The organism is Streptomyces sp. NPDC001137 (genome assembly GCF_040298885.1).
Lineage (GTDB): Bacteria > Actinomycetota > Actinomycetes > Streptomycetales > Streptomycetaceae > Streptomyces.
In genome coordinates this window covers 488,409-513,001 of record NZ_JBEPBA010000002.1, presented here as the reverse complement: position 1 = coordinate 513,001, position 24,593 = coordinate 488,409, and the positions used below count along the sequence as shown (strand labels likewise).

Here is a 24,593-nt window from a genome sequence, read left to right as displayed (position 1 = left end):
GCTGGTGGGTGGGTGACGGCCGGTCAGAGCGAACGCCTTGATGAGAGCGGCGAGTTGGACTGCTCAACGGCGGCGTGCGAACCGGGAGTATCTTGGAATCCTCATTTCAGGATGGTGGGGTGGACCATGCCGGACATCAAGCACTTCGATCCGGACGCCACCCTGGAAACCGTGGTGCGGCTGTTCTGGCGGCAGGGCATGGCCTCGACCGGGATCCAGGACGTGGTGACCGCGACCGGGCTCAACCGCTCCAGCCTGTACGCCACTTTCGGCGGCAAGCAGGAGCTGTACCTTGCCGCGCTGCGCCGCTATCTGGAGCAGCGCTCCCAGCCGGTGTTCCGGCGCCTGGCCGAGGACGAGCGGGGTCTGCCGGCCGTCTCCGAGTTCTTCGCCGGCCTGATCGAGGCGCGCTGCTCGGGTGAGTACGCCCGATGGGGCTGCATGGTTTCCAACGCGCACGCCGGGGCCGAGAACGGTGATCCGGAGGTGCGCCGCGTCCTGGACCAGCACCACCGGGAGCTGCGCGAGGCGCTGTACGCGGCATTGGTGACCGCCGGGCGCCAGGGGCAGCTCGCCCCCGGGGTCGATCCTGGTGCTGCCGCGGATCTGCTGGCGTTGCTCGCCTACGGGGTCAACCTGCGCTCGCGTGCCGGTGCCGACGCCGCGTCGTTGCGAAGGACGGTGGCCGCCGCCCTCGACTCGCTCGGAGTCGCGGCGGCGGCGTAGACCTCCGCGGGTCGGGTTCTCATCCGGGATCGGGGTAGGCACAGTGCCCGGGCGCGGGATGTCCCGGTCACGCCCCCTGCTGCATCCTCCGCGCGATCCGCCCGTGGTCCCGCAGCGCCTCCGCCAGGCCCGGCAGCACCGGCTCGCCCCGGTCGATGAGGACCCGGCCCCCGACCACCGTCGTCCAGGCGCGGGCCGGTCCGCAGCGCAGCCAGGCCTCGACGGGGTCGCTCAACGCGCCTGCGAGGGCGACCTCGTGGAGATCCCAGACGACCATGTCGGCGCAGGCGCCCGGGCGCAGATGTCCCAGCTCGTCGGCGCGGCCGAGGCATCGGGCGGAGCCGCGGGTGGCGATGTCGAGGGCGTCGCGGGCGGTCATCGCACCGGGTCCGCCGCGGTAGCGGCCCAGCAGCAGGGCGCCGCGCGTCTCCATCCAGAGGGAGGCGTGGTCGGTGGAGGCGGAGCCGTCGCAGCCGATGCCGACGGGCAGGCCGAGTTCGCGCATCTCCTTGACGCGCGCGGTGCCCCCGCCGATGAGCATGTTGGAGCTGGGGCAGTGCGCGACGCCCACGCCCGCTGCCGCGAGCCGACCGAGCTCGTCGTCGTTGGGGTAGATGCAGTGGGCGACCCAGGTGCGGTCGCTCATCCAGCCGCAGTCCTCGAAGTACTCCACGGGCCGGCAGCCGTAGGTCTCGAGGCAGTAAGCGTCCTCGTCGTGGTCCTCGGCGAGGTGGGTGTGCAGGCGCACGTCGTGGCGTTCGGCGAGTTCGGCGGTCGCCGTCATGACCTCCTTGGTCACCGAGAACGGCGAGCAGGGCGCGAGCGCGACCCGGATCAGCGCGCCCGGCGCCGGGTCGTGATGGGCCTTGATCAGCCGCTCGCTGTCGGCGAGCACCTCGTCGACGGTCTGGGTGACGCTCCTGGGGGGCAGTCCTCCGTCCTCGACGGAGCGGGTCATGGAGCCGCGGGTCGCGTGGAAGCGGAAGCCGATGTCGCGGGCGGCGCGGATCTCGGCGTCCACGAGGCGTGGGCGGGGGTGGACGTACAGGTGGTCGGAGGAGGTGGTGCAGCCGCCCATCAGCAGTTCGGCCATGCCGACGTACGCCGACACGTAGGCGGCCTCTTCGTCCAGGGCGGACCACAGCGGGTAGAGGGTGGTCAGCCAGTCGAAGAGGGTGCCGCTCACGGCGGGGGCGTAGGAGCGGGTGAGGTTCTGGTAGATGTGATGGTGCGTGTTGATCAGGCCGGGGGTGACGAGCCGTCCGGCCGCGGAGACGGTCGTACGGGCCTCGGGCTCGGTCCCGGCCGTGCCCACGGCGGTGACCCGACCATTGCTGACGGCCACCCAGCCGCCGGGGATCTCGCTCTCCCCGTCGACAACCACCAGAGCGGCGTCCTTGACCAGCAGATCCACGGCTGACGTCATGGCGCCCATCGTAGCCAGGTACCGCCGCACAGACCTGGCGAGTCGTCCGACCACCCACGTACGGTGTGATCGTCCGCAGTGTCCTTCGGTAACTGCCCCTTCGCAAAGGCGGTCCTACATGGCTCTGTTCGACCTCCCCCTCGGCGAGCTCCGCGACTACCGCAGCGAGTCCGTCGAGCCAGAGGACTTCGACGCGTTCTGGTCCAAGACGCTGCAGGAGGCCCGCGAGCACGATCTGGACGCCCGTTTCGAACCGGTCGACACGGGTCTGACGACGGTCGACGTGTACGACGTGACCTTCGCGGGGTTCGGCGGGCACCCGGTGAAGGGCTGGCTGACGCTGCCCGCCGCGACCGAGGAGCCGATACCGCTGGTGATGGAGTTCCTCGGTTACGGCGGCGGGCGTGGCCTGCCGCACGAGCACCTGCTGTGGGCGTCCACGGGCCGGGCGCACTTCGTGATGGACACGCGCGGGCAGGGCAGCGGCTGGGGCGGGGGCGGGGACACCGCGGACCCGGTGGGCGGCGCGCCCGCCTACCCCGGCTTCATGACCCGCGGCATCGACGCGCCCGAGAACTACTACTACCGGCGGGTGTTCACGGACGCGGTGCGTGCCGTCGAGGCGGCCCGTTCGCACCCTCTCACCGACGCCTCCCGCACGGCCGCCCTCGGGGGCAGCCAGGGCGGCGGCATCACCCTCGCGGTGGGCGGTCTCGTCCCGGACCTGACCGCGATCGCCCCGGACGTGCCGTTCCTGTGCGACTTCCCGCGCGCGGCGACGGTGACGGACCGGCACCCGTACCGTGAGATCGGCCTGTTCCTCAAGACCCACCGCGGCCGCACCGCGGACGTCCTGCGCACCCTGTCCTACTTCGACGGGGTGCACTTCGCCTCCCGTGGCCGGGCCGCCGCCCTGTTCTCGGCGGCCCTGGAGGACCAGACCTGCCCGCCCTCCACCGTCTTCGCCGCGTTCAACGCGTGGGCGCACGACGACAAGGCGATCGAGGTGTATGACTTCAACGACCACGAGGGCGGCGGTCCTTTCCAGGAGGCGGCCAAGCTGAAGTGGCTGCGGTCGTACGTGTGAGGAGTGAGCGGCATGGACACGCGTGAGGCCGCCGAACACTTCGTGCGGGTCTGGGAGCGGGCGTGGGCCGCGCACGACGTGGACGCGCTCCTTGAGCTGTACGCCGAGGACTGCGTCCACCGCTCGATGCCGTTCCGCGAGCCGCATCGGGGGCGGGGCGAGCTGGCCGGGTATCTGCGCTGGTCGTTCGCACAGGAGCGGGCGACGGACGTGCGGTTCTCACCGCCGGTCGTCGGCCAGGACGGGGTGGCGGTGGCCGAGTTCCGTGTCCTGGCCGAGGAGGGCGGCGTCGCCTCGGCCCTGGCAGGCTGTGTGTTCGTGCGGTTCGACGGGGCGGGCCTGGCCGTCGAGACGCGGGACTACTGGCATACGGCCGAGGGTCACCAGGAGCCCGCCGGGAAGCTGTTCCTCCTCTGACCTTCCCTCCAGTCCGACCAGTCGGTACGTTCAGGTTGCCCGGGCCGCAGCGTCGCGGCCCGGCTTCCCGGCGGACGACGGAGGGCCCCATGGCGGAACACGAGCCCGAGGTGCACGGTTACTGCGACGAGCGGTTCGCGGCGGTGCGGACGGCGTTGGAGGAGAACTTCCGGGAGCGGGCGGAGCTCGGTGCGGCCGTCGCCGTCACCGTCGGCGGCAGGACCGTCGTGGATCTGTGGGGCGGCTGGGCCGATGCGGCGCGCACCCGGCCCTGGGAGCGCGACACGCTGGTCAACGTGTGGTCGACGACCAAGGGTCCGACCGCGCTGTGCGCGCACATCCTCGCCGACCGGGGACTGCTGGACTTCGACGCGCCGGTGGCCGCGTACTGGCCCGAGTTCGCCGAGGCCGGCAAGGACAAGGTTCTCGTGCGGCATCTGCTGTCGCACCGGGCGGGGTTGTCCGGGCTGCGGGAGCCGCACTCACTGGAGCAGCTCTACGACTGGGAGTTGACCACGCGGCGGCTGGCGGCGACGGAGCCCTGGTGGGAGCCGGGGACGCGGTCCGGGTATCACGCGTTCACCTACGGATTCCTCGTCGGCGAGGTCGTGCGGCGGGTCTCGGGGCTGCTGCCGGGGGCCTTTCTGGAGCGGGAGGTGACCGGGCCGCTGGGGATCGACTTCACCGTCGGGCTGCCGGAGAAGGATGCCGGGCGGGCGGCCGAGCTGGTGCATCCGCCGGCGGCTTCCAGCAGCGAACAGGCGGCGATCTTCAGCCAGTTGGGGCCGGAGGCGCTCGCCGCCCTGGCCAATCCGCTGGTGGGCGCAGGCGAGGCCAACACGCCCGAGTGGCGGGCCGCCGAGATCCCGGCCGCGAACGGGCACGGCACGGCGCGGGCCGTCGCCGCGCTGTACGGGATCTTCGCGGGCCAGGGCTCGTACGACGGCCACCGCATCCTGTCCCCCGAGGCGGTCGAGCGGGTGCGCGAGGGGCAGGGCAGCTGCCTGGACCTGGTGCTCGGCGCCGGGCTCGGACATGAGACGGAGATCGGCCTCGGCCTGTGGCTGAGCGGTGCGAACGGCTCGTACGGGCCGAACCCGCGGGCTTTCGGACATGACGGCTTCGGCGGTTCCTGCGGGCTCGCCGACCCGGAGGCGGGGGTGTCGGTGGGGTATGTGATGAACCGGATGGGGCCTCAAATCGCGGACGACCCGCGGAAGATGGCTCTGGTCGAGGCCGTGTACCGGGCGCTGTGAGCAGCGCTCGGCGCGGGCCGGTTTCGGCCGAACCACCAAGCCGGTCTTCCCTGGTGGTTTAGACCAATGCTAGATCTGGTGGCGCAATGAGCCCGCACGGCTACGTTCCGTCACCAACAGGAGGCGCGGCATGGCCCGCACCACCCCGCACGACCCTCCCCCCACCGAAGGCGACCACCGAGGGGACCCGCTGTACTGGCGCGTCGCGAGGCAGCTGCTCGGCGAGCTGCGCGACGGCACCGTCCCGCCCGGTGAACGGCTTCCGGGCGAACGGCAGCTGGCAGGGCACTTCGGTGTCAGCCGGGAGACCGTCCGGCAGGCGCTGGAGGTGCTGCGCCGGGACGGTCTGGTCGCCACCGACCGGCGGGGCAGCCACGCCACGCTGCCCGGTCTGCCGGTGGAGACGGCGTCCTCGCTGACCTTCCCGGTCGGCGCCCGGGTCGCGGACCCGTGTGCCGTCGACCGGGCCACGGTCACCTGGGAGACGCCCCCGCCCGAGCACGCCGAGGCCCTGGGGCTCGCCCCACGCTCGCAGACGCTCGTGCACCGCTACGAGTCGGCCGGCGCCGACGGCCGCGGCCGCCGCACGGCCGTCACCTCGTTCTCCGCGGTGGCGCTCGCCGAGGTCGAGGAGCTGGCCCGCTACCGCGACCGTGCCGACGGCGCCGCATCGGCCCAGCTGCGCCGCGCCTACGACTGGATGCGCAGGGCGGGCCTGACCCTGCACCACCGGGACTCCATCACCCCGCTCGCGGACGAGCCCTCGGTGCGGGTCAGACGGCGCGTGCACGACCAGTACGCGCGACCGTTGGAGATCACCGACCTGGTCGTGGACGCCCAACCGGACGCCCTGGTCTACGAGTTCACGCTGCCCGCCGCGGGGTGAGCCCGGGGCGGCACAGCCGCACCAGGCCGTGTCCGCCGCCGTAGCGGACAGCGTTGACGACGCTCTCGTGCACCGCCGTCACCAGGTCGTACGTCCGCCGCCCGGTCAGCCCCGGGCGGCGGGCGTACGCGGCGAGCGCGCGGCGGCGGTGCGGCCGTGGCGAAGCCGGTCACGGTCCTTCTGCTTCCTGCCCTTCCGGTTGGAGGTGCAGGCCCGGCACCCGGTCCCAGCCGGTCACCCGCATCACCCGCTGGACGCCCGGGGCCACGCCGGACAGTTCAAGGGTGCCGTCCGCCGCGTACAGGGCGAGCGCCGTGAACACCAGCAGGCGCAGGGCGCCGACGTCGATGAACCGCAGTTCGTGCAGGTCGAGGTGGATGCGGGGGCCGTCCGCCGCGCGGGCCCGGGCACGGGCCGTCTCGGTGTGCAAGGCGCGGGCGACGGCCGTGACGTTGGTGTCGTCGATCTCTCCGGCCAGGGCGAGGCCGGGGGGTGCGAAGGTGCGGGTGATGACGAGGAGGTCGTCGCGCCATACGTCGTCGGCGCCGACCCGGCCGTGGTGCAGCCCGGCGAGCGGGGCGAGTTCCGTCTCGTCGAAGATGCGGCGGTCGTACTGGCAGATGCCGAGGACCGGCAGCGAGGAGAAGACGGGGTCGAGCAGCAGTTCGCTGTCGCGCAGGGTCTTGAGTTCCTTGCCGGCCCGGGCGCGCAGGATCTCCGTGCACACGCGCAGGCCGAGGAAGCCGTCGCCGACAGCGCGCCGGGTCTCGCGGCGGATCACCTCGTCCAGGTCCCACAGTCCCTCGGGGCCCGCGAGGTGCGGGTCGACGCGCAGCCGGCCGGCCGCGAGTTCCTCGTCCACCCGGCAGCCGTGCGCCTCCAGGAAGGACAGGGCGACGCCGGCCGGGATGTCGGCGGGCGGCAGCAGGAGGCCGCGCTGCCCGCTGGCCAGGCCGTCCAGCAGGAAAGCGACGAGGACGGTCTCGCGTTCCTCGTCCGTGTCGTAGCCGAGGAACAGGTGGTCTCCCTGGCGCATCTGCCCCACGGTTTTCAGGGTGGGTGGGACGGCCATCCCCGTACCTCCCTCGGTGGACGGACCGCTTCCACGCTACGCCGGAAGCAGCCCTGCCGTGAGGGGTTATCGTGTCCGCCATCGGTTCCGGGTGAGGGGGGACGATGGCGGCCTCTGTGCAGGGCGGCAGGATCGGCAACCTTCCCGCCGAGGCGAACGCGTTCGTCGGCCGTCGGCTCGAACTCGCAGAAATATCGGGGCTGTTGGGGACCGAGCGGCTGGTGACGCTGACGGGGCCCGGGGGTGTGGGCAAGTCCCGTCTTGCGCTGCGGGCCGCGCACGCCGCGAAGGCCGGGTTCCCGGGCGGGGCGTGGCTGGTGGAGCTGTCGGAGCTCAGGGATCCGGATCTGCTGACGAACACGGTGGCGCAGGCGACCCGGCTGACCGAGCAGACACTGCGGCCCCTGCTGCAGGCGGTGTCCGAACACCTCGCGGGGGCGCCCGTGCTGCTCGTGCTCGACACCTGTGAGCATGTCCTGGACGAGTGCGCGCGGGTCGCGCAGGAACTGCTCGCGAGCGTTCCGGAGTTGCGGATTCTCGCCACCAGCCGGCAGCCGCTTGGCGTGCCCGGAGAGCATCTGCTGACGGTGGCGCCGCTGCCGCTCGGGGAACGCGACGACGCGGTGGCGCTGTTCGCGACCCGGGCGGCGGCCGCGGTGCCCTCGTTCGCGCTCACCGACGCCAACCGGGTGCATGTGGCCGCGGTCTGCGCCCGTCTCGACGGGATCCCGCTGGCGCTGGAGCTGGCCGCCGTGCGGCTGCGCGGCTTCCCCCTGCACCGGCTCCTGGAGGGCCTGGACTCCCGTTTCGACCTGCTTGTCTCGCCCGCCAGGCCGCGTCTTGCCCGGCACCAGACGCTGCGCACCGCGATCGGCTGGAGCCATGAGCTGTGCACACCGCTGGAACGGCTGCTGTGGGCGCGGCTGTCGGTGTTCGCGGGCGGCTGGGACGTGGAGGCGGCCGAATTCGTGTGCCACGGCGGCCCCCTGGACGCGGAGGAGATCCTCGCCCTGCTCGCCTCGCTCACCGAGAAGTCCATCGTCGCCCGGGACGGCGAGGGCGCGGCGGTGCGCTACCGGATGCTGGACACGGTCCGCTCGTTCGGCGCCGAGTGGCTGACCGGCCTCGGCGAGGCGGAGGCAGTGCGCCGCCGCCACCGGGACTACTTCCGCTGGATCGCCCGCCAGGGCGAGGCGGAATGGCTCGGGCCCGGCCAGCGGATGTGGGCCGAGCGGCTGACCGCGGAACACGCCAATCTGCGGCTGGCGATCGAGGAGTGCCTGGCCGCGCACGAGCCCGAGACCGCGCTCGAACTCACCGGCAGCCTCTGGTTCTTCTGGTTCGCCTGCGGGTTCGCCGAGGAGGGCCGCACCTATCTGGAGCGGGCGCTGCGCCACACCCCCGAGGGCGGCGGGCCCGAGCACACCCTGGCGGTCTGGGCGCACCGGCTGGTCACCGTCGTCCCGGACGACCTGGAGGCGGCCGAGTCGGTGAGCGCCGCCTATGTGTGGCTGGCCGAGGAGCGTCGACTGCCGGTGCCCGCGCTGCCGTTGACCGGGGCCAGCCTGGCGGTGCGCGGCGAGTCCGCGCGGTCGGCGGTGCTGTACGGGAGTGTCCGGCAGGCGCCGGCCGGGGACGGCGGCGCCGAGTTCTTCCAGCTGCTGACGCTGGCCGTGCAGGCGTATCTGCTGGCAAGCCAGGCCGCTTTCGAGCGGTGCGCGGCGGTCGCGGCGCGGCTGCGTGCCGAGTGCGCCAAGCGCGGGGAGCTGTGGATGCGGGCCTGGGGCGACTTCTTCGTCTCTCTCGCCGGGATCGGTCTCGGCCATCCGGACGAGGCGGTGCTGTCGGCGCGCGAGGCACTGGCCGCCAAGTGGCGGGTGCACGACCGGATCGGCGCGGCGGCGGTCGCCGACCTGCTGGTGGTCGCGCAGGCCTCGCGGGGCGAGGAGGAACTCGCCGCCCGTCTGCTGGGCATCAGCCGGCGGCTGTGGCACGCGGCGGGCCTGCCGCAGCTCGGCAGGCCCGACCTGACGGTCTTCCACCGCGAGTACGAGCGCAGGCTGCGGGCCTCGCTGGGGGACGCCCGGTTCGCCGAAGCGGTGCGCGAGGGGCGGGAGCTGGGGCCGGACGCGGCGATCGCACTGGCGCTGGGCGGCATGGCCGACCCGAACGGCCTGTGACGAGTCGCCTGGCCCTGGTCAGGAACGCACGGCCGTGACCATCCGCACGCGCGGGCTGCCGTCGCCGCGTCGCCCGAACTCGGGCAGCTCCTCAAGGCCCACGCGGAACCCGGCCCACTCCAGCTCCCGCCGCACGTCCCCGAGCCGGAAAGCCCGGTAGTACATGACGAACGGCGGCCGCCACAGGGCATTGCGCACCCGCATGACGGCGTCGAAGCCGAGCAGCATCCAAAACGCCGGGGAGGTGGGCCTCGGCGGGGCCAGGATCGGGAAGGCGAAGCGGCCGCCGGGCCGCAGCACGGAGTGGACCTGGGCGAACAGCCCCGGCAGTTCGCGGGGCAGGAAGTGCCCGAACGCCCCGAAGCTCACCACGAGGTCGAAGGAGCCGGGAGCGAACGGGAGCGTGCGGGCGTCCCCCCGCACCCAGGACACCGCCGGCCCGGTCGGCCGTACGTCCCGCCGGGCCACGGCGAGCATGCCCGCGCTGAAGTCGAGCCCCGTGACGCTGCGCCGGCACACCCGCGCCAGCACGTCGGCTCCCGCCCCGGTACCGCAGCACAGGTCGAGCCCCGCGTCGACGGGCCCGGTCCGCGCCAGCGCCGAGGCGACGGCGTCGAGCACCGCGTCGGGCGTCCGGAAGGGGGTGTGGTCGAACTTCGGGGCGAGCAGGTCGTAGCCGTGCTCGACGGACGAGAGCGCCTGGACGGCGAGCTCGCGCACACTGGGACCTTCGGGGCTGAACATCAGCGTCAGCTTAGGGGAACGGGCGCTGGACACGTCCCTCCGCGGCTGATTATTCTCATCGACACATACTCAACTAGTTCACTATGAGGTGATCGGATGCGTGCGTTCCGCGAAGCGGTCGAGGCAGGCGACATGGACGCCGTCGAGGCACTGCTGGCGGAGGACGTCGTCTTCACCAGCCCGGTGGTGTTCAAGCCCTACCCGGGCAAGGCGATCACCGCGGCGATCCTGCGCGCGGTCTCGCAGGTCTTCGAGGACTTCCGCTACGAGCGCGAGCTCGCCGGGGCCGACGGCCGCGACCACGCGCTGGTGTTCGCGGCACGGGTGGGCGACCGCGAGCTGAGCGGCTGCGACTTCATCCATCTCGACGAGGCGGGCCTGATCGACGAACTGACCGTCATGGTGCGCCCGCTGTCCGCCGCGCAGGCCCTGGCGGCGGCCATGGGCGCGCAGTTCGACCGGATCGAGAAGGAGGCGCAGGCGCGGTCCTGACGGCTCAGCCGGTCTTGAAGAGCAGCTTGGGGTGGTTCGGTTCCTTCCTGAAGGCCTTCAGCGCGTGGTAGAGAACCTTCTCGATCAGCCAGAAGAGGAGGAGCCAGACGCTGATCACGACGGCCGGCACGGCCAGGAACACCGCGGCCGGTACGGCGACCAGGAGCCATCCCGCGGCTCTCTTCAAGACCGCGGGCGAGCGGACCGCCCGCCACGTTCCGCCTCGTTTCACGACCTCCCACATGCCGCCCGCCCGGACTCCGGCCCACATCACCCAACGACGGAGCAGCGCCACGTCGAGTTCCCTCATCGAGACGCGGAAGATCCTGTCGGCTTCGGCCCGCTGCACCGAGTGGTCCCTGCACAGAGAGTCGTGCAGGATGGCCGAGCGGGTGTACACCCCGTAGCGCGGAAACAGCCAGACGAAGACACGCGGCACTGACGCGAAGTCCGTCTCGAGCAGGGCGTGTACCGGAATGGGACCGGTCGTGCCGCCGTGTTCGAGATGCTCCGGGTTCTTGTAGCAGAACTCCCGCTGGAGCTCCCACTGCTTTCCGTCCACCGCCGCTTTGACCACGACATCACCGGTAAAGGGATCCGCGCGATCCATGCTGCCCGCCTTCCTCGGATCGAGTCCCGCACCGGAGATATAGCCGCAAATCCACCGCGGCAAGCACCGAGGTCGGAATGGCGCCCTGCCGCGTGGAGAAGGTTCCACGGCGAGGCGGTCAAGAGCGCACGCGGCGCCTCGTGGCCCCGGCGGCCGGTACGTGCTGCGGCTGCCGTCCCCGCGGCCTGCGCAGCAGCACCAGCGCGCAGGCCAGACCGGCCGCCGCAAGCGCGGCGCATGCCGTGAACGCGGACCGGTAGCCCTCGGTCAGGGCCCCGAGCCGTTCCGGGCCCCCGCTGTGGGAGAGGGCGACAGAGGTGACGACGGCGACGCCGAAGGCCCCGCCGATCTGGAAGGCCGCGGTGTTGATGCCGGAGGCCACCCCCGACTCCCGCTCCCCCACACCGGTCAGGGCGGCGATGGAACCGGCCACCGCGCAGGCGCCCAGGCCCGGTCCGAAGAGCAGCAGCCCGGGCAGCAGATCGCGGACGAAGGCGCCGTCCACCGGGACCTCGGCCAGCAGCAGGCTGCCCGCGCCGACCAGGGCGAGTCCGCCGACGGCGACCGGGCGGGCGCCGACGCGGGTGACCAGCGCCTGCCCGGCGTAGGAGCCGACGACGGCGCCGACCGGCATCACCACGTTGGCGAGCCCGAACCGCAGCGGCGAATAGCCGAGGACGCCCTGCCCGTACTGGGACAGCGTGTACGACATCCCGAAAGCGGCGGCGCCGAGCAGGAAGACGACCACGTTGCCGCCGCCGACCGTCCGCGCACGCAGCAGACGCAGCGGGACGAGGGGTGCCGTCGACCGAGCCTCGACACGGATGAAGATGACGGCGAGCAGCACGGCCGCGGCCAGCAGGCCCGTCGTGCGCGCCGACAGCCATCCGGCGCGGGGCGCCTCGACGACGGCGTACACAGAGGCGACGAGCGCGGCGGTGGCGGTGAGTGCGCCGGCCGGGTCGTAGGCGCGCGAGCGTGTTCCGGTGCGGCTCTCGCGCAGCAGGAGGGGGCTCAGGGTCAGCAGGAGCAGCGCGACGGGGACGTTGAGGAAGAAGACCCATTGCCAGCCGAGTACGTCGGTGAGGGGCCCGCCGATCAGCAGGGCGGCGGTGGCGCCGAAGCCGCCGCTGCCGGACCAGATGGCGAGCGCCTTGTTGCGGTCGTGGCCCTCCTCGAAGGTGTCCACCAGGAGGGACAGCGCGCTGGGCGCCATGACGGCGGCCGACACCCCCTGGACGGCACGTGCCGCAATCAGCACTCCGGCGCTCCAGGCGCATCCGCACAGCAGCGAGGACAGCCCGAACAGCAGCGTTCCGGTCATGAAGACACGGCGGCGGCCCAGCAGGTCGGCGGTGCGGCCGCCGAGGAGCAGCAGCCCGCCGAAGGTGAGCAAATAGGCGCTCATCACCCACTGGGCGCCGTCCGCGGACAGGCCGAGGCCGCGGGTGATCGACGGCAGGGCGAGCAGGACGATCTGTGCGTCGAGGATCACCATGAACCCGGCGACGCAGAGCAGGGCGAGGGCGTACCAGCGGCGGGCGTTGTCGGCGATCACGGTCAGCCTCCCAGCCGGAGGGCTGCCAGCCAGACGTCGGGTGTGCCGGTGGTCGGGCGCGGCCGCCGCAGCGAGGCGAGGAGCCGGCGAAGCCTGCTGGGGCGCGGAGCGTGAGCGGTCATCGGGGTCTCCCGGGTCGTGGGGTTGCTTTCACCCCACCGACGAACGGCCGCTATGCAGATCGACACTCCGCGAGCCGCTTCTCCAGAAACCTCCGTTCGGCGTCGTTCTCCACCAGCTCCAGCGCCCGCTCGTACGCCTCGGCCGCCTCCGTCGTACGTCCGCTGCGGCGCAGCAGGTCGGCGCGGGTGGCGGGCAGCAGGTGGTAGCCGACCAGGTCGCCCTCGTGTTCCAGTTCGGCGACCAGGGCGAGACCCGCGTCGGGGCCCTCGGACATGCCGACGGCCACGGCCCGGTTGAGGCGGACCACGGCGGAGGGCACGAAGCGGGCCAGCTCGCCGTACAGGCCTGCGACATCGGCCCAGTCGGTGTCCTCGGCGGTGGCGGCGGTGGTGTGGCAGGCGGCGATGGCGGCCTGGATCTGGTACGGGCCGGGGCTGCCGCGGCGCAGTGCCGTCTCCAGCAGGGTGGCGCCCTCGTCGATCTCGGCGCGGTCCCAGGCGCTGCGGTCCTGGTCCTCCAGGGTCACCAGCTCCCCGGCGGCGTCCACGCGCGTGTGCCTGCGGGCGTCGTGCAGCAGCAGAAGGGCGAGCAGGCCCAGCGTCTCCGGCTCGTCGGGCATCAGGCGGACCAGCACGCGCGCGAGGCGGATCGCCTCCGCGCACAGGTCCGTACGTACGAGGTCGCCGCCGGTCGTGGCCGCGTACCCCTCGTTGAACAGCAGGTAGAGCACGCCCAGCACACCCGTGGTGCGTTCGGGCAGGAGGTGGGCGGGCGGCACCCGGTAGGGGATGCCGGCGTTGCGGATCTTTTTCTTGGCGCGCACCAGGCGCTGCGCCATGGTCGCCTCGGGGACCAGGAAGGCGCGGGCGATCTCCGCAGTGGTCAGTCCCGCCAGGGTGCGCAGGGTCAGGGCGACGCGCGCCTCGATGGCCAGCGCCGGGTGACAGCAGGTGAAGATCAACCGCAGCCGGTCGTCCTGGACGCCGCTGTCGTCGCCGTCGTGGTCCGGGTCGTACGGTCCCTCGTCGCGCGCCAGCACGGCCGCCTCCCGCAGTTTCGCCGCCCCCACGGCCTCCCGGCGCAGCACGTCGAGGGCGCGGTTGCGGGCCGTCGTGGTCAGCCAGGCACCGGGGCGGCGCGGTACTCCGTCGCGCCGCCACCGGTCCAGGGCCTGGGCGAAGGCGTCCTGCGCGCACTCCTCGGCGAGGTCCCAGTCGCCGGTCACCCGGATCAGGGTGGCGACGACCTGGCCCCACTCCTCGCGGAAGGCGGCTGCGACGGCCTCCTCGGCATCGGGCACGTTCACTCCCGCACCGGCCGCACCTCGACGGTGGCGCCGCCGAGGGCCGTGGAGTGCCGCGCGGCGAGGGCGATGGCCTCGTCGAGGTCGTCGGCCTCCACGAGGTCCACGCCCGCGATGTACTCCTCGGTGCGGGCGAACGGCCCGTCGCCGAGGAGGACTTCGTCACCCGCGACGCGCACGGTGGTGGCGTCGGCGGGCGACTGCAGGCGGGCGGTGACCCGTGCGGGGGCCGGCTCCTCCTCGTCCGCGGGAGCGCAGACGAACAGCACGTACTTCACGGCCTGTCCTTCGCCGAGTCGGCGTCCGGGGCCGGCGAGACGTGCTCGTGGGTGATCAGCCAGCGCAGGCCGGCGTTGCGGTAGCCGGTGGTGACGCGCAGCACCTCGTCCAGCGGGGTGCCGTCCGTGCGGGTGGCACGGGTGCGGACGAGGGCATGGGCGAACGCGATGCTCTCGTCGACGTGGATCCGCAGCTCCATGACCTCGCGGGTCACGGGCCCGGTGACGGCGGCGAACTCTTCCTCCACCGTCTTGCGGAAGGCGTCGAGGCCCTGCCGCCCGCCGCCGTCGGCGAGGTGGAAGATCTCGGCGTCCGGCGCGTAGCAGGCCAGCAGCCGTTCCACGTCGCGCTCCCGGGCCGCCTCGGTCAGTTCGGCGTCGAGCCGGCGGATCGACGTCTCCTCGTCCTCCTCGTCCCACATCGGCCAGAACGGGCGTACCTCCATGGCCCCGATCGTGGCCACCGGGTGCTTGGCGGCGGCCTCCACGGCCTCCTCCAGGCTGTCGCACTCCAGGACGTCGAATCCGGCGACGTACTCCTTGGTCTCCGCGAACGGGCCGTCGGTGCGCAGCACCTCGCCGTCGCGCACCCGCACGGTGACCGCCTCCGAGGGCAGGGCCAGCCGGTGGCCGTGCAGCCGGACGCTGCGGTCACCGAGCTCCTCCACCCAGGGTTCGACGGGTGCCATGCCCGAGGCGTCGGCGGTGTCGTCTCCGCAGACGAGCAGCATGTACTTCATGGGTCCTCCCGGTCGTCATGAGCTTCTTGCACCCCACCGACGAACGGGGGCCGCCGCAATCGACACCCCGAGTGAACCATTCTGGGAGGGGTTCAGCCGGGGCCGTCGACCGCCCGCACGAGTTCGATCGCCCGGCCCAGGGTGGCGAGCCGGTCGTCCAGAGTCTGCCCGGCGGGATAGAGACGTACGGTGTCCACTCCGGCGTCCCGCCACACGCGCAGTCGTCGGCGCACCATGGACTCGGTGCCGATCAGTGTCGTGCCGAGCACCATCTCGTCGGTGACCAGGCCGGCCGCGCCGTCCCGGTCGCCGGCCTGCCACCGCTCGCGCACCTCGGCGGCCACCTCCGCCCAGCCCTGCCGGCTGTAGGCGTGGTTGTAGAAGTTGGTCGACGCCGAGCCCATGCCGCCGAGGCTGAAGGCCAGTTCCTTCTTGCGGCCCGCCACCATCGCGCCCAGTGCCTCCTCGTCGGGGGCGAAGGCGACCTCGGCGCCCTGGCAGACGTCCAGGTCGCTGCGGCTGCGGCCGCCGAGGGCCAGGCCCTCGTCGAGGTGCGTGAAGTACGCGGCAGCAGCGCCCTCGGGCACGAAGCTGGTGCCGAGCCAGCCGTCGGCGATCTCGCCGGTCAGGCGCAGCATGGCCGGTGACAGGGCGGCGAGGTAGAGGGGGATGTCGTGTTCGGCCCGCGTGGACAGGCGCATGGGGACGGCGTCGCCGCCGAGCAGCGGGATGGTGAACTCCCGTCCGGAGTAGGAGAGTTTGCCGCCGTCGAGCACCCGGCGCACGATCTCCGCGGTCTCCCGCATCCGGGACAGCGGCCGGGCGAAGGGGACCCCGTGCAGTCCTTCCATCACCTGCGGGCCGGATGCCCCGAGGCCCAGCAGGAACCGTCCGCCGGAGAGGTTGGACAGGGTGATCGCGGTCTGTGCGACGGCGACCGGGGTGCGGGTGCCGACCTGCAGGACGCCGGATCCCAGCAGCATCCGGTCGGTGCGGGCCGCGTAGTAGCCGAGGGCGGAGGGCGCGTCGGAGCCCCATGCCTCGGCCACCCAGCAGATGTCGAGGCCGAGTTTCTCCGCCTCGACGACGAAGTCGGCCTGCTGCGACCAGTGTTCACCGCCCGAGGCCTCGATCGTGGTCGCGGTGCGCATCAGTGGGCCTCCGCCAGCTTCTTGATGTGCTCCAGGGTGACGGTCATGTTGTGCTCGAACTCCCGCATCCGCACGAACACGATCTTCTGCTCCTTCTCCGGCATCCGGTCGATCGCCACGGACAGACCGGAGCGGCCGGGCCCCATCTGCATCCACTGGGAGAGCTCGGTGCCGCCGCCTCCCTCGTGCAGCCGGAAACGCCAGACCGCGGAGGGCTCGGCGGGGTCCTGCACCGCCCAGGCGAAGACGTGCTGCGGCTCGTACTCGATGACGTACGAGGTGGTGGCCCACTCTCCGAACGCCGGGTGCTTGCTGCGGCCGAGGAAGCGGGCGCCGACCGCCGGCCCGGTGGCGCCGTCGAGCCATTCGACCGACTGGAGTTCGTCGCTCAGGCTCGGCATCAGCGCGATGTCGGTGACCAGCGCCCACACCCGCTCCGGCGGGGCGCCGATCCAGGTCCGGACCTCGACGGTGGGTTTGTCCGTGTAGTGCGCGCCGGTCCACTTCACACCGGTCAGCCTCCTCGCCGTTAAGGGGTCTGACCTTCAGAGTTGCTTTATAGGACTTGGGTGTCAAGGGGGGGCCGGGGTCCTCCGCCGGTACCTGTGATGCTCGTCAGGCCGCGCCGAAACGGCGCTGGACGTCCGGCCGTTGCCGCAGCCGTTCGGGATAGCCGGGGCCCATCCGCATGGAGGTCTCCTCGGCCCGCAGGGGCCGGCGGCACTCGGCGCACACCACCTCGGCCTCGGTGTCGTGTCCGCATGCGTCGTGATGGAAGAGGACCGGGGCGCCGGCCTCCTTTGCCAGCCAGCGGTCGCCCCACCGGGACAGCGCGGCGAGTACGCCGAAGAAGTCCTGCCCCTTTTCGGTCAACACATAGTCGTGGCGCACGGGTTCGTCCTGGTAGGGCCGCTTGTCGAGCAGGCCCTCGGCCACGAGGAGGCGCAGCCGGTCGGCCAGCGTGTTGCGGGCGATGCCCAGCTCCTTCTGGAACTCGTCGAAACGGCGGATCCCGTAGAAGGCCTCGCGCAGCACGAGGGGAGTCCACGCGTCACCCACCAGGTCCATGGTTCTGGCGATGGAGCACGGCCAGTTCGAGAACGACGTCCGCTTCATGGATTCACGATAGCCAGTCTCACGATGAGACCCACCTTTCCAGCCATCAACTTCATCTCTTTCCTTAAGTGTTGACGACTGTGACGGGATCCTGTCATGGTCTGGACCAGCTGCAAGGCTGACGCGATCCGTCCAACCAGGAGCCGCCATGGGCAAGTTGACCTCCCTCACGAAGGCCGTCGTCGGCGCTCTCGGCGCCCTGACACTCGTCGTGGCGATCCCGGCGAGTGCCCACGCGAACGTCCTGCAGCTGCTGCCGCAGAACGCCGACGGCCTGGAGCAGACCTTCTCCCCGGCCTACGACTACGACGGCGACGGCTGCTACGCCACCGCCGCCATCGGCGCCGACGGCACCATCAACCCCGGCCTGAAGCTGGGCGGCGACGTCAACGGCCACTGCCACGACATGGCCCAGCTGGCCAACGCCAACACCTACTCGCGGGAGAAGTGCAACAACGGCTGGTGCGCCGTGATGTATGCCAGCTACTTCGAGAAGGACCAGGCCACCCTCGGTCCGGCCGCCATCGGGCACCGACACGACTGGGAGCACGTGGTCGTGTGGATCAGCAACAACGAGGTCCAGTACGTGTCGGTGTCGCAGCACAGCGGCTATCAGGTGGCGGCCCGCTCCTCGGTGCGCTTCGACGGCACCCACCCGAAGATCGTCTACCACAAGGACGGCGTCTCGACGCACTGCTTCCGCTTCGCCAACACCAACGACGAGCCACCGGAGAACGCCACCGGCGGCTGGTTCTACCCCCGCCTGGTCGGCTGGAACGGCTATCCCGACGGCTTCCGCGACAAGCTCCTGAGCGCGGATTTCGGAGCCGCCACCATCAAGATCAAGGACGGTGACTTCTCCTACGCCCTGGCCCATTCGATGCCCGCCGGAATCCCTTTCGACCCCAACGCCTGACCGGAACGCCGGGGCCCGGCGGCGGCCTTCATGCCGGCGTCCCCGCCGCCGAGCTTGCCGAACAGGACCGAGGAGGCGGTGCACATCGACGATGCTGATCACAGCGGGCCCGGGGGTCTGCCCGAAACTCGCGGACCAGGCTGGTGGATCCGATGTCTGCCCGGAGCGCGCGCAGACGCATCATTCGCCGAGGCGGACGGAACTCACTCGATGTCGAGGATCGCCTTCCCCCGCAGACTGCGACTGTCCAGCGCCTCCACGGCTTCCGTGATCTTGCCCCAGGGGCCGCGCCAGCCCACCGGCACGCGCAGCTTCCGGGTGGCGACCAGGCTCAGCAGCCGCTCCAACTGGGCCTGCCGGTCGGTGAGTCCGCCGCCGTTGTAGACCGACACGATCGCCTTGGGCGCCGGGCTGCCCAGCGTCGACCCGACGGGCAGCACGGCCTCCCGCCCCGAGGCCCAGCCGATGCTCTGCACGCTGCCGCCGGACGCCAACAGGCCGTAGGCCGCGGCCAGTTGATCGCCGCCCACGGTGTCGATGACCACGTCGAGCGGCCCGGTCACCTCACCGACCCCGCCGACCACCTCGTCCGCCCCGAGTTCGGCGACCCACCGCCGCCCCTCCTCGGAACCGGCCAACGCGATGACCTGCGCCCCGCCGAGCCGCGCGAGCTGTACCGCGAACCCGCCCACCCCGCCGGAGGCCCCGGTCACCAGCACCCGGCGGCCCAGCAACGGCCCCGCCTGGTCGAGCGCCCGCAGCGCGGTGCCCGCGGCGACCGGCAGCGTAGCGGCCTCGCCGAGGTCGACGGCGTCCGGAACCACGGCGACATCGGCCACGTCCATGGCCCGCAGCGCCCCGAATCCGCCGCCCTCCGCGAAGCCCACGACCCGGCTGCCCGGGGCGGGCCCGGTGCCGTCCGCCGCGGCGTCCACGACGACGCCGGCCGCGTCGAAGCCGATCACCTCGCCCGGCGCCGCCTGCTGCGCGAACCACAGCTCGGCGGCGTTCAGCGAGGTGTGCCGGACCTCGGCGAGCACCTGGCCCGGCGCGGGCCGCGGATCAGGGGCCTCTCCCAGACGCAGCCGTCCAGGTGCCGCGGGGTCCACGATCAGTGCGCGCATGACTTGCCCTTCTCGTCGTCGGACACTCGTCCCACGCCAACTGTGACCGCTCCGGAGTTCTTCCCGCCCGCGCCGGGCCGCGGCCGGCTGCATGTCGTCGAGTTCCGCCGGATGCGCGGAATAGACGAGAACGTCAACGCGTTGGGTGTGTGCAGAGGAGCGGTTTGGCGACGTACCCGTTGTGGTACGGTCCTGACAGCACTTGTGTACGCCCCCCTTTGAGGGCGCCGGTGCCAGTTCCTCTTCAGTTCGCCGCATCGCCCACCGTTCCCGGTCGGCGCACCGGCTTTCCAGCACCGCCTCGCGACCGGCACGGCTGTGCCGTACCCGAGGTGCTGTTCCTGCCGCCGAAGGCGCTCCGTGCGCCTCCGTTCCGCGGCATCCCACCCCTTCCTTCCGCATGTCTCATGCCATCCGTCCTCGAAAGGACCGACCACCATGACCACCACTCTCGAACAACCCCCTGTCAAGCAGGAGCCCACGACCCAGACAACCACCGGTGTCCTCGACATCGACGCGGGCGGCAAGGGGCACCTGCGCGCCGCGAGCCTGCTGGCCTCGCCCTCCGACGTCTCGGTCTCCCCCGCGCTGATTCGCCGTCACGGCCTGCGCAAGGGCGACCTCGTCGAAGGCGTACGCGACGGCCGGCGCGCCCTGACCGAGGTCGTACGGGTCGACGGGCGCACGCCCGACGAACTGCGCGGCCGCCGCCACTTCCGCGACCTCACCCCGCTGCACCCGCGCGACCGGCTGCGCCTGGAACACCCGGCGGCCGGTCTGACCGGGCGGGTCACCGATCTGATCGCACCCGTCGGCAAGGGCCAGCGCGGTCTGCTCGTGGCCCCGCCCAAAACCGGCAAGACCGTGCTGCTCCAGCAGATCGCGGCCGCCGTCGCCGGCAACCACCCCGAGTGCCGCCTGATGGTGGTGCTGCTCGACGAGCGGCCTGAGGAAGTCACCGACATGCGGCGCTCCGTGCGCGGCGAGGTGTACGCCTCGACCTTCGACCGGCCGGCCAAGCAGCACATCGCCCTGGCCGAACTCGTCATCGAGCGGGCCAAGCGGCTCGTCGAGGCCGGCGAGGACGTCATCATCCTGCTGGACTCACTGACCCGGCTGTGCCGGGCGCACAACAACGCGGCCGCCGCCGGTGGCCGCACCCTGACCGGCGGAGTCGACGCGACCGCACTGCTCGGGCCCAAGCGGTTCTTCGGCGCCGCCCGGCTGGCCGAGGAGGGCGGCTCGCTCACGATCCTCGCCACCGCACTGGTCGAGACCGGCTCCCGCGCCGACGACTACTTCTTCGAGGAGCTCAAGAGCACCGGCAACATGGAGCTCCGCCTCAGCCGCGACCTCGCCGCCCGCCGTGTCTTCCCGGCCGTCGACATCGTCCCGTCCGGCACCCGCCGCGAGGAACTCCTGCTGCCCGCAGCCGAGTTGACCGCCATGCGCGGCCTGCGCCGCGCGCTGCAGACCCGCGACGGCCAGGCCGGCCTGGAAACCCTCCTGGAGCGCATGCGGGACACCCCCGACAACGCGACATTCCTGCGCCGCATCCAGCCGACTCTGCCCACCGACTGATCCGGCCCGAGCGCATGCCACGAGCTGGTCGGTGAACTGTCCACGCGTGACGAGCAGTTCGCCACGTGGCGGGGAGACCGGCCGCTTCGGCACTCAGCGGTCCATGGCCGGCTCGGCGGCCATGTTCAGTCGAGGACCGCGGTGGCTTCGATCTCGACCAGATGCTCGGGGACGTCCAGCGCCGCTACGCCGATCAGCGTGGTCGGCGGCACCGGAGTGACCCCCAGCTTCGCGGCCGCCCGGGAGAGCCCCTCCAGGAGCGGCGACATCTTCTCGGCGGTCCAGTCGACGACGTAGAAGGTCAGCTTCGCCACGTCGTCGAAGGAACCGCCTGCCTCGGCCAGCGCGGTGTCGATGTTGAGGTAGCACTGCTCGACCTGGGCGGCGAGGTCGCCCTCACCGACCGTGACCCCATCGGCGTCCCAGGCGACCTGCCCGGCGATGAAGACCAGTTTGGAACCGGAAGCGATCGCCACCTGCCGGTAGACGTCGATCTTCGGCAGTCCCTGAGGGTTCTTCAGGGTGATGGCCATGGTGTCCGCCTCCTTGCGCGGGCTCCTTCGAGCCCGTGTCCGCCAGACCAGCACGTGGTCTCTTGTGGTTACTCAGGAACCGTAGGAGAGTGTGCGCTGACATGGAAGAACGCACTTTTCAGTGACTGGGGAACCAGATGGTGACCAAGCAGCTCAGCGGCTCGCCCGAGGATGCCGACCTGCGCCGTGCCGACTCCCTGGGGCGGGAGATCTTCTCCGACGTCGCCAACAAGTGGGCACTGTTGATCATCGAGGCGCTGGGGGACGGCACCCTGCGCTTCAGCGAGCTGCGCAGCCGGGTCGAGGGCATCAGCCACAAGATGCTCACCCAGAACCTGCGCATGCTGGAGCGCAACGGCCTGGCCGAACGGACCGTCCACCCCACCGTCCCGCCCCGCGTCGAGTACACCCTCACCGAGGCGGGCCACGCGCTGCGGGCGACAGTCGACGGGATGTGCGAATGGACCTACCGGTACTTCGAGCACATCGAGTCCGCCCGACGGCGATTCGGGGCCTGACGGTGGCTGGACGCGGAGCAGGTGGAGCCGCTGGTCAGGCGCCGGCGCCGCCGTCGACCGGAAGGATCGCGCCGGTCACGTAAGAGGCGCGATCGCTGAGCAGCCACGCCGCCGCTTCGGCGATCTGCCGGGGTTCTGCCATCCGTCCGAGCGGAATGCTCGCGGTGATCTGCTCGACGATGCCCGGGGTCGCCGCCTCCCAGGTGTCGATCATCTGGGTGGAGGTGCCGCCGGGAGTGATGGCGTTGACCCGGATACGGTCGCCGGCCCAGTTGACCGCCGCGGTCTCGGTGAGGCTGTTGAGCGCGCGCTTCATGGCGCCGTAGGCGGGCAGGGCGGGATTCGCGCGGCGACTGCCGATGCTGGAGGTGTTGACGATCGCGCCGCCGCCACCTCGTCGCATGAGGGCGGCCTGGGCGGTCATGGCGGTCCAGTGCGCGCGGAAGTTGACGGCGAACTGCTCGTCGATGTCCTCGTCGCTGGTGGTGTCGAGCGGGCCGAACTGCTGCTGGGGGACGGCGCCGTTGTTGAAGGCGCCGTCCAGCCGGCCGTGCAGCTTCTCGACGTGGTCGACGGCGGAGCGGATGCTCTCACGGTCGGCGAGGTCCAGGGTGACGGCGTCGGCGGCTCCGCCGTCGGCGCGGATATCGGCGACGATCGCGTCGAGTGCGCCGGCGCTGCGGGCGGCGAGCACGACCGCGGCGCCCTCGGCGGCGAAGAGCCGGGCCGCGGCCGCCCCGATGCCGCGGCTGGCGCCGGTGATGAGTACGACCTTGCCGGTGAGCAGGCCCACGGGTGGGACGTCAGTGTCAGTGGTGTTCGTCATGACAGCAGCGTCGGCCCGGCTCACGACCGGATACAGGCACAGCCAGTACCAGGATCCGCCGCCGCGCCGCGGGCACACTTGCCGTATGGACAAGCAGGAACTCGGAGCGTTCCTCCGCAGCCGCCGTGAGCGGCTCAAGCCTCAGGACGTGGGTCTTCCCGCCGGCCCGAGGCGCCGGACGCCGGGTCTGCGCCGCGAGGAGGCCGCGGTCCTCGCGCACATCTCCACCGAGTACTACGTCCGGCTCGAACAGGGCAGGGCGCCCAGGCCGTCCGCCGAGGTCCTCGCCGGGATCGCGGGCGCGCTGCGCCTCACCGACGCCGAGACCGACCACCTTCACGTCCTCGCGGGAACCGCGCCGACCCGTACCCGGCTGCACCGCCGCGACGTCCGCCCGAGCATCCTCACGCTTCTCGATCGGCTGCCGCGGACTGCGGCCTTCGTGATATCCGCCGCGTTCGAGGTGCTCGCGTGGAACGACCTCGCGGCCGCGCTCATGGAGGACTTCGCACCCCTCGCCGAACACGACCGCAATCTCGCACGCCGGGCATTCCTCGGTCCGACGTCCGCCGATGCCCCGTTGTACGGGGTCTCCGACGCCGCCGAGTTCCGCCACCACGTGGTCATGCAGCTGCGCACCGCCCTCGCCCGCTACCCGGCGGATCCCGCGGTGACCGGCCTCGTCGACGAACTCCGCACCGGCAGCGACGACTTCGCCCGGCTGTGGGAACGGCACGACGTCCAGGCCGCGCCGACACTCACCAAGACCTTCCGCCACCCGGCCGTCGGCGAGATCACCGTCGACTGCGACGTGCTCACCCTCACCGACCGCGACCAGCACTTGGTGCTCTACAGCGCGCCGCCCGGCTCCCCCGGCGCCGACGCCCTGGCTCTGCTGAACGTCCTTGGCGCCGAGGCGAGTCGGCGCTAGCGTCGCAGCGAGTACGGCGACCATGTCCTGCCCCGGGCTAGGGACAGGGGACGTTGCTGCCCGCGTGCCCGCAGCCCGGCCCGACGCGCTGGACCACCGCCGCCCAACTGCCGTGGGCGGGCCGCGAGTTGTCCGGCCCTCGCGTCAGGGCAGGGCCAGGACGCAGAACTCGTGGCCCTTCGGGTCGTTCAGGCACGTCCACGGGACGTCACCCTGCCCGAGGTCGAGGTCGGTGGCGCCGAGCGCACGCAGCCGCGTCACTTCCGCCGCCTTGTCGTCCCCGGCGTACGGCAGCAGGTCGAGATGGACGCGGTCCGGCACGGTCTTCCCGTCGGGCGTGCGGAGGAACTCGAGATACGGACCGACACCCTTGGCCGAGCGCAGCGACGCATGATCGTCGCTCACCTCGTGCACGGCCCAGTCCAGCGCCTCGCCCCAGAACCGGGCCATGGCCCGTGGATCCACGCAGTCGACGACCACCGCGGCGATCGGACCGGTGTCCCGGTAGATCTCCCGGGGCTCCAGCACGCAGAACTCGTTGCCCTCCGGATCGGCGAGGACCGTCCACGGCACCTGGTCCTGCCCCACGTCGGCGGGCGTGGCACCGAGAGCCTCAAGGCGCGCGACCAGCTCCGCCTGATGGGCCGCGGAGGTGGTGGCGAGGTCGAGGTGCACACGGTTCTTCGCCGTCGTCTTGGGTTCCGGGACAGGGACGACGTCGATACCGAGGACGGCCGGGTGCGGCCAGACGAGGCCGCCGGCGGGCCCGACGTAGGTGGTCACGCCGGGGCTGTAGGCGCTCCAGCCGAGCGCCTCCGCCCAGAACCGGCCGACCGCCGAGGGGTCGACAGCCTTGATGTTCACGTGAACAGGTCGCAGTGCCATGCCGACGATCCTAGGTACCCGCTCTGCCACCTCGGGTGAATCGGCCACCCGACAGGGAACCGGCCACCCCGCAGAAAAGATCTGGACGGCGATGTCGAGAACCCGCCTCCGGCT

27 protein-coding genes are annotated in these 24,593 nt (G+C 72.0%); 11 read left to right on the top strand and 16 right to left on the bottom strand.

The window, feature by feature from the left end:
* The first annotated feature begins 126 nt into the window (after positions 1 to 126).
* Positions 127 to 726: a TetR/AcrR family transcriptional regulator gene (locus tag ABT254_RS05315; RefSeq protein WP_351463765.1), complete on the top strand. Its 600-nt coding sequence runs from the start codon at positions 127 to 129 to the stop codon at positions 724 to 726.
* A gap of 67 nt (positions 727 to 793) precedes the next feature.
* Here the strand turns inward: ABT254_RS05315 and ABT254_RS05310 are convergent, their stop codons facing one another.
* The gene (locus tag ABT254_RS05310) at positions 794 to 2,152 is read right to left on the bottom strand and encodes an 8-oxoguanine deaminase (RefSeq protein WP_351463762.1); all 1,359 of its coding nucleotides are present in this window, start codon (positions 2,150 to 2,152) and stop codon (positions 794 to 796) included.
* A gap of 118 nt (positions 2,153 to 2,270) precedes the next feature.
* On the opposite strand from ABT254_RS05310, the gene ABT254_RS05305 reads away from it, so the two are divergent.
* From ABT254_RS05305 to ABT254_RS05290, 4 genes are all read left to right on the top strand, one after another.
* Positions 2,271 to 3,239 carry an acetylxylan esterase gene (locus ABT254_RS05305; protein ID WP_351463759.1) on the top strand — a complete coding sequence of 323 codons (969 nt, stop codon included), beginning with the start codon at positions 2,271 to 2,273 and terminating at the stop codon, positions 3,237 to 3,239.
* Positions 3,240 to 3,251: 12 nt separating this feature from the next.
* Complete coding sequence (locus ABT254_RS05300; RefSeq protein ID WP_351463756.1) at positions 3,252 to 3,656, top strand: nuclear transport factor 2 family protein; 405 nt, start codon at positions 3,252 to 3,254, stop codon at positions 3,654 to 3,656.
* 89 nt (positions 3,657 to 3,745) lie between these two features.
* Entirely contained in the window at positions 3,746 to 4,912 is a 1,167-nt protein-coding gene (locus ABT254_RS05295) for a serine hydrolase domain-containing protein (protein WP_351463753.1), read from the top strand.
* A gap of 130 nt (positions 4,913 to 5,042) precedes the next feature.
* On the top strand, positions 5,043 to 5,798 hold the full coding sequence (locus ABT254_RS05290; RefSeq protein ID WP_351463750.1) for a GntR family transcriptional regulator: 756 nt from the start codon (positions 5,043 to 5,045) through the stop codon (positions 5,796 to 5,798).
* On the opposite strand, the gene ABT254_RS05285 is transcribed toward ABT254_RS05290, so the two are convergent.
* A complete protein-coding gene (locus ABT254_RS05285) occupies positions 5,776 to 5,883 on the bottom strand; it encodes a hypothetical protein (RefSeq protein ID WP_502971928.1) in 108 nt (35 codons plus the stop codon). The genes ABT254_RS05290 and ABT254_RS05285 overlap by 23 nt on opposite strands.
* Positions 5,884 to 5,967: 84 nt before the next feature.
* The gene (locus tag ABT254_RS05280) at positions 5,968 to 6,870 is read right to left on the bottom strand and encodes an MEDS domain-containing protein (RefSeq protein WP_351463747.1); all 903 of its coding nucleotides are present in this window, start codon (positions 6,868 to 6,870) and stop codon (positions 5,968 to 5,970) included.
* Between the two features lie 104 nt (positions 6,871 to 6,974).
* Between ABT254_RS05280 and ABT254_RS05275 the strand changes: the two genes are divergently transcribed.
* Positions 6,975 to 9,050, top strand: a complete 2,076-nt coding sequence (locus tag ABT254_RS05275) for an ATP-binding protein (protein WP_351463744.1) — start codon at positions 6,975 to 6,977, stop codon at positions 9,048 to 9,050.
* Positions 9,051 to 9,068: 18 nt separating this feature from the next.
* Here the strand turns inward: ABT254_RS05275 and ABT254_RS05270 are convergent, their stop codons facing one another.
* Positions 9,069 to 9,794, bottom strand: coding sequence for a class I SAM-dependent methyltransferase (locus ABT254_RS05270; protein ID WP_351463741.1), 726 nt, complete (start codon positions 9,792 to 9,794; stop codon positions 9,069 to 9,071).
* Between the two features lie 96 nt (positions 9,795 to 9,890).
* On the opposite strand from ABT254_RS05270, the gene ABT254_RS05265 reads away from it, so the two are divergent.
* Positions 9,891 to 10,286, top strand: a complete 396-nt coding sequence (locus ABT254_RS05265; protein ID WP_351463738.1) for a nuclear transport factor 2 family protein — start codon at positions 9,891 to 9,893, stop codon at positions 10,284 to 10,286.
* Positions 10,287 to 10,290: 4 nt separating this feature from the next.
* On the opposite strand, the gene ABT254_RS05260 is transcribed toward ABT254_RS05265, so the two are convergent.
* The 8 genes from ABT254_RS05260 to ABT254_RS05225 all read right to left on the bottom strand — a co-directional run bounded on the left by ABT254_RS05260 (position 10,291) and on the right by ABT254_RS05225 (position 17,165).
* Entirely contained in the window at positions 10,291 to 10,896 is a 606-nt protein-coding gene (locus ABT254_RS05260) for a DUF1353 domain-containing protein (protein ID WP_351463735.1), read from the bottom strand.
* Between the two features lie 118 nt (positions 10,897 to 11,014).
* Entirely contained in the window at positions 11,015 to 12,454 is a 1,440-nt protein-coding gene (locus ABT254_RS05255; protein ID WP_351463732.1) for an MFS transporter, read from the bottom strand.
* Between the two features lie 172 nt (positions 12,455 to 12,626).
* Positions 12,627 to 13,883, bottom strand: a complete 1,257-nt coding sequence (locus ABT254_RS05250) for an RNA polymerase sigma factor (protein ID WP_351463729.1) — start codon at positions 13,881 to 13,883, stop codon at positions 12,627 to 12,629.
* The gene (locus tag ABT254_RS05245) at positions 13,880 to 14,158 is read right to left on the bottom strand and encodes a YciI family protein (RefSeq protein ID WP_351463726.1); all 279 of its coding nucleotides are present in this window, start codon (positions 14,156 to 14,158) and stop codon (positions 13,880 to 13,882) included. The genes ABT254_RS05250 and ABT254_RS05245 overlap by 4 nt, the downstream gene beginning before the upstream one ends.
* A complete protein-coding gene (locus ABT254_RS05240) occupies positions 14,155 to 14,898 on the bottom strand; it encodes an SgcJ/EcaC family oxidoreductase (RefSeq protein ID WP_351463723.1) in 744 nt (247 codons plus the stop codon). Before ABT254_RS05240 ends, ABT254_RS05245 begins: the two co-directional genes overlap by 4 nt.
* Positions 14,899 to 14,990: 92 nt before the next feature.
* Positions 14,991 to 16,049 carry an LLM class flavin-dependent oxidoreductase gene (locus ABT254_RS05235; protein WP_351463721.1) on the bottom strand — a complete coding sequence of 353 codons (1,059 nt, stop codon included), beginning with the start codon at positions 16,047 to 16,049 and terminating at the stop codon, positions 14,991 to 14,993.
* A complete protein-coding gene (locus ABT254_RS05230; protein ID WP_351463718.1) occupies positions 16,049 to 16,558 on the bottom strand; it encodes an SRPBCC family protein in 510 nt (169 codons plus the stop codon). Before ABT254_RS05230 ends, ABT254_RS05235 begins: the two co-directional genes overlap by 1 nt.
* 106 nt (positions 16,559 to 16,664) lie before the next feature.
* A complete protein-coding gene (locus ABT254_RS05225; protein ID WP_351463715.1) occupies positions 16,665 to 17,165 on the bottom strand; it encodes a winged helix-turn-helix transcriptional regulator in 501 nt (166 codons plus the stop codon).
* A 148-nt stretch (positions 17,166 to 17,313) separates the two neighbouring features.
* On the opposite strand from ABT254_RS05225, the gene ABT254_RS05220 reads away from it, so the two are divergent.
* Positions 17,314 to 18,081 carry an NPP1 family protein gene (locus ABT254_RS05220; protein ID WP_351463712.1) on the top strand — a complete coding sequence of 256 codons (768 nt, stop codon included), beginning with the start codon at positions 17,314 to 17,316 and terminating at the stop codon, positions 18,079 to 18,081.
* A gap of 203 nt (positions 18,082 to 18,284) precedes the next feature.
* Here ABT254_RS05220 and ABT254_RS05215 read toward each other — a convergent pair whose 3' ends face one another.
* Entirely contained in the window at positions 18,285 to 19,205 is a 921-nt protein-coding gene (locus ABT254_RS05215; RefSeq protein ID WP_351463709.1) for a zinc-binding dehydrogenase, read from the bottom strand.
* A 438-nt stretch (positions 19,206 to 19,643) separates the two neighbouring features.
* On the opposite strand from ABT254_RS05215, the gene rho reads away from it, so the two are divergent.
* A complete protein-coding gene (gene rho / locus ABT254_RS05210) occupies positions 19,644 to 20,786 on the top strand; it encodes a transcription termination factor Rho (RefSeq protein ID WP_351463706.1) in 1,143 nt (380 codons plus the stop codon).
* Positions 20,787 to 20,911: 125 nt separating this feature from the next.
* Here rho and ABT254_RS05205 read toward each other — a convergent pair whose 3' ends face one another.
* Positions 20,912 to 21,319 carry a RidA family protein gene (locus tag ABT254_RS05205; RefSeq protein WP_351463703.1) on the bottom strand — a complete coding sequence of 136 codons (408 nt, stop codon included), beginning with the start codon at positions 21,317 to 21,319 and terminating at the stop codon, positions 20,912 to 20,914.
* Positions 21,320 to 21,456: 137 nt separating this feature from the next.
* Between ABT254_RS05205 and ABT254_RS05200 the strand changes: the two genes are divergently transcribed.
* Positions 21,457 to 21,837, top strand: coding sequence for a winged helix-turn-helix transcriptional regulator (locus ABT254_RS05200; protein ID WP_351463700.1), 381 nt, complete (start codon positions 21,457 to 21,459; stop codon positions 21,835 to 21,837).
* Between the two features lie 34 nt (positions 21,838 to 21,871).
* Here ABT254_RS05200 and ABT254_RS05195 read toward each other — a convergent pair whose 3' ends face one another.
* Positions 21,872 to 22,663, bottom strand: coding sequence for an SDR family NAD(P)-dependent oxidoreductase (locus ABT254_RS05195; protein ID WP_351463697.1), 792 nt, complete (start codon positions 22,661 to 22,663; stop codon positions 21,872 to 21,874).
* A gap of 85 nt (positions 22,664 to 22,748) precedes the next feature.
* Between ABT254_RS05195 and ABT254_RS05190 the strand changes: the two genes are divergently transcribed.
* The gene (locus tag ABT254_RS05190) at positions 22,749 to 23,594 is read left to right on the top strand and encodes a helix-turn-helix transcriptional regulator (protein ID WP_351463695.1); all 846 of its coding nucleotides are present in this window, start codon (positions 22,749 to 22,751) and stop codon (positions 23,592 to 23,594) included.
* Between the two features lie 144 nt (positions 23,595 to 23,738).
* Here the strand turns inward: ABT254_RS05190 and ABT254_RS05185 are convergent, their stop codons facing one another.
* Positions 23,739 to 24,479 carry a VOC family protein gene (locus ABT254_RS05185; RefSeq protein WP_351463692.1) on the bottom strand — a complete coding sequence of 247 codons (741 nt, stop codon included), beginning with the start codon at positions 24,477 to 24,479 and terminating at the stop codon, positions 23,739 to 23,741.
* Positions 24,480 to 24,593 lie beyond the last annotated feature (114 nt).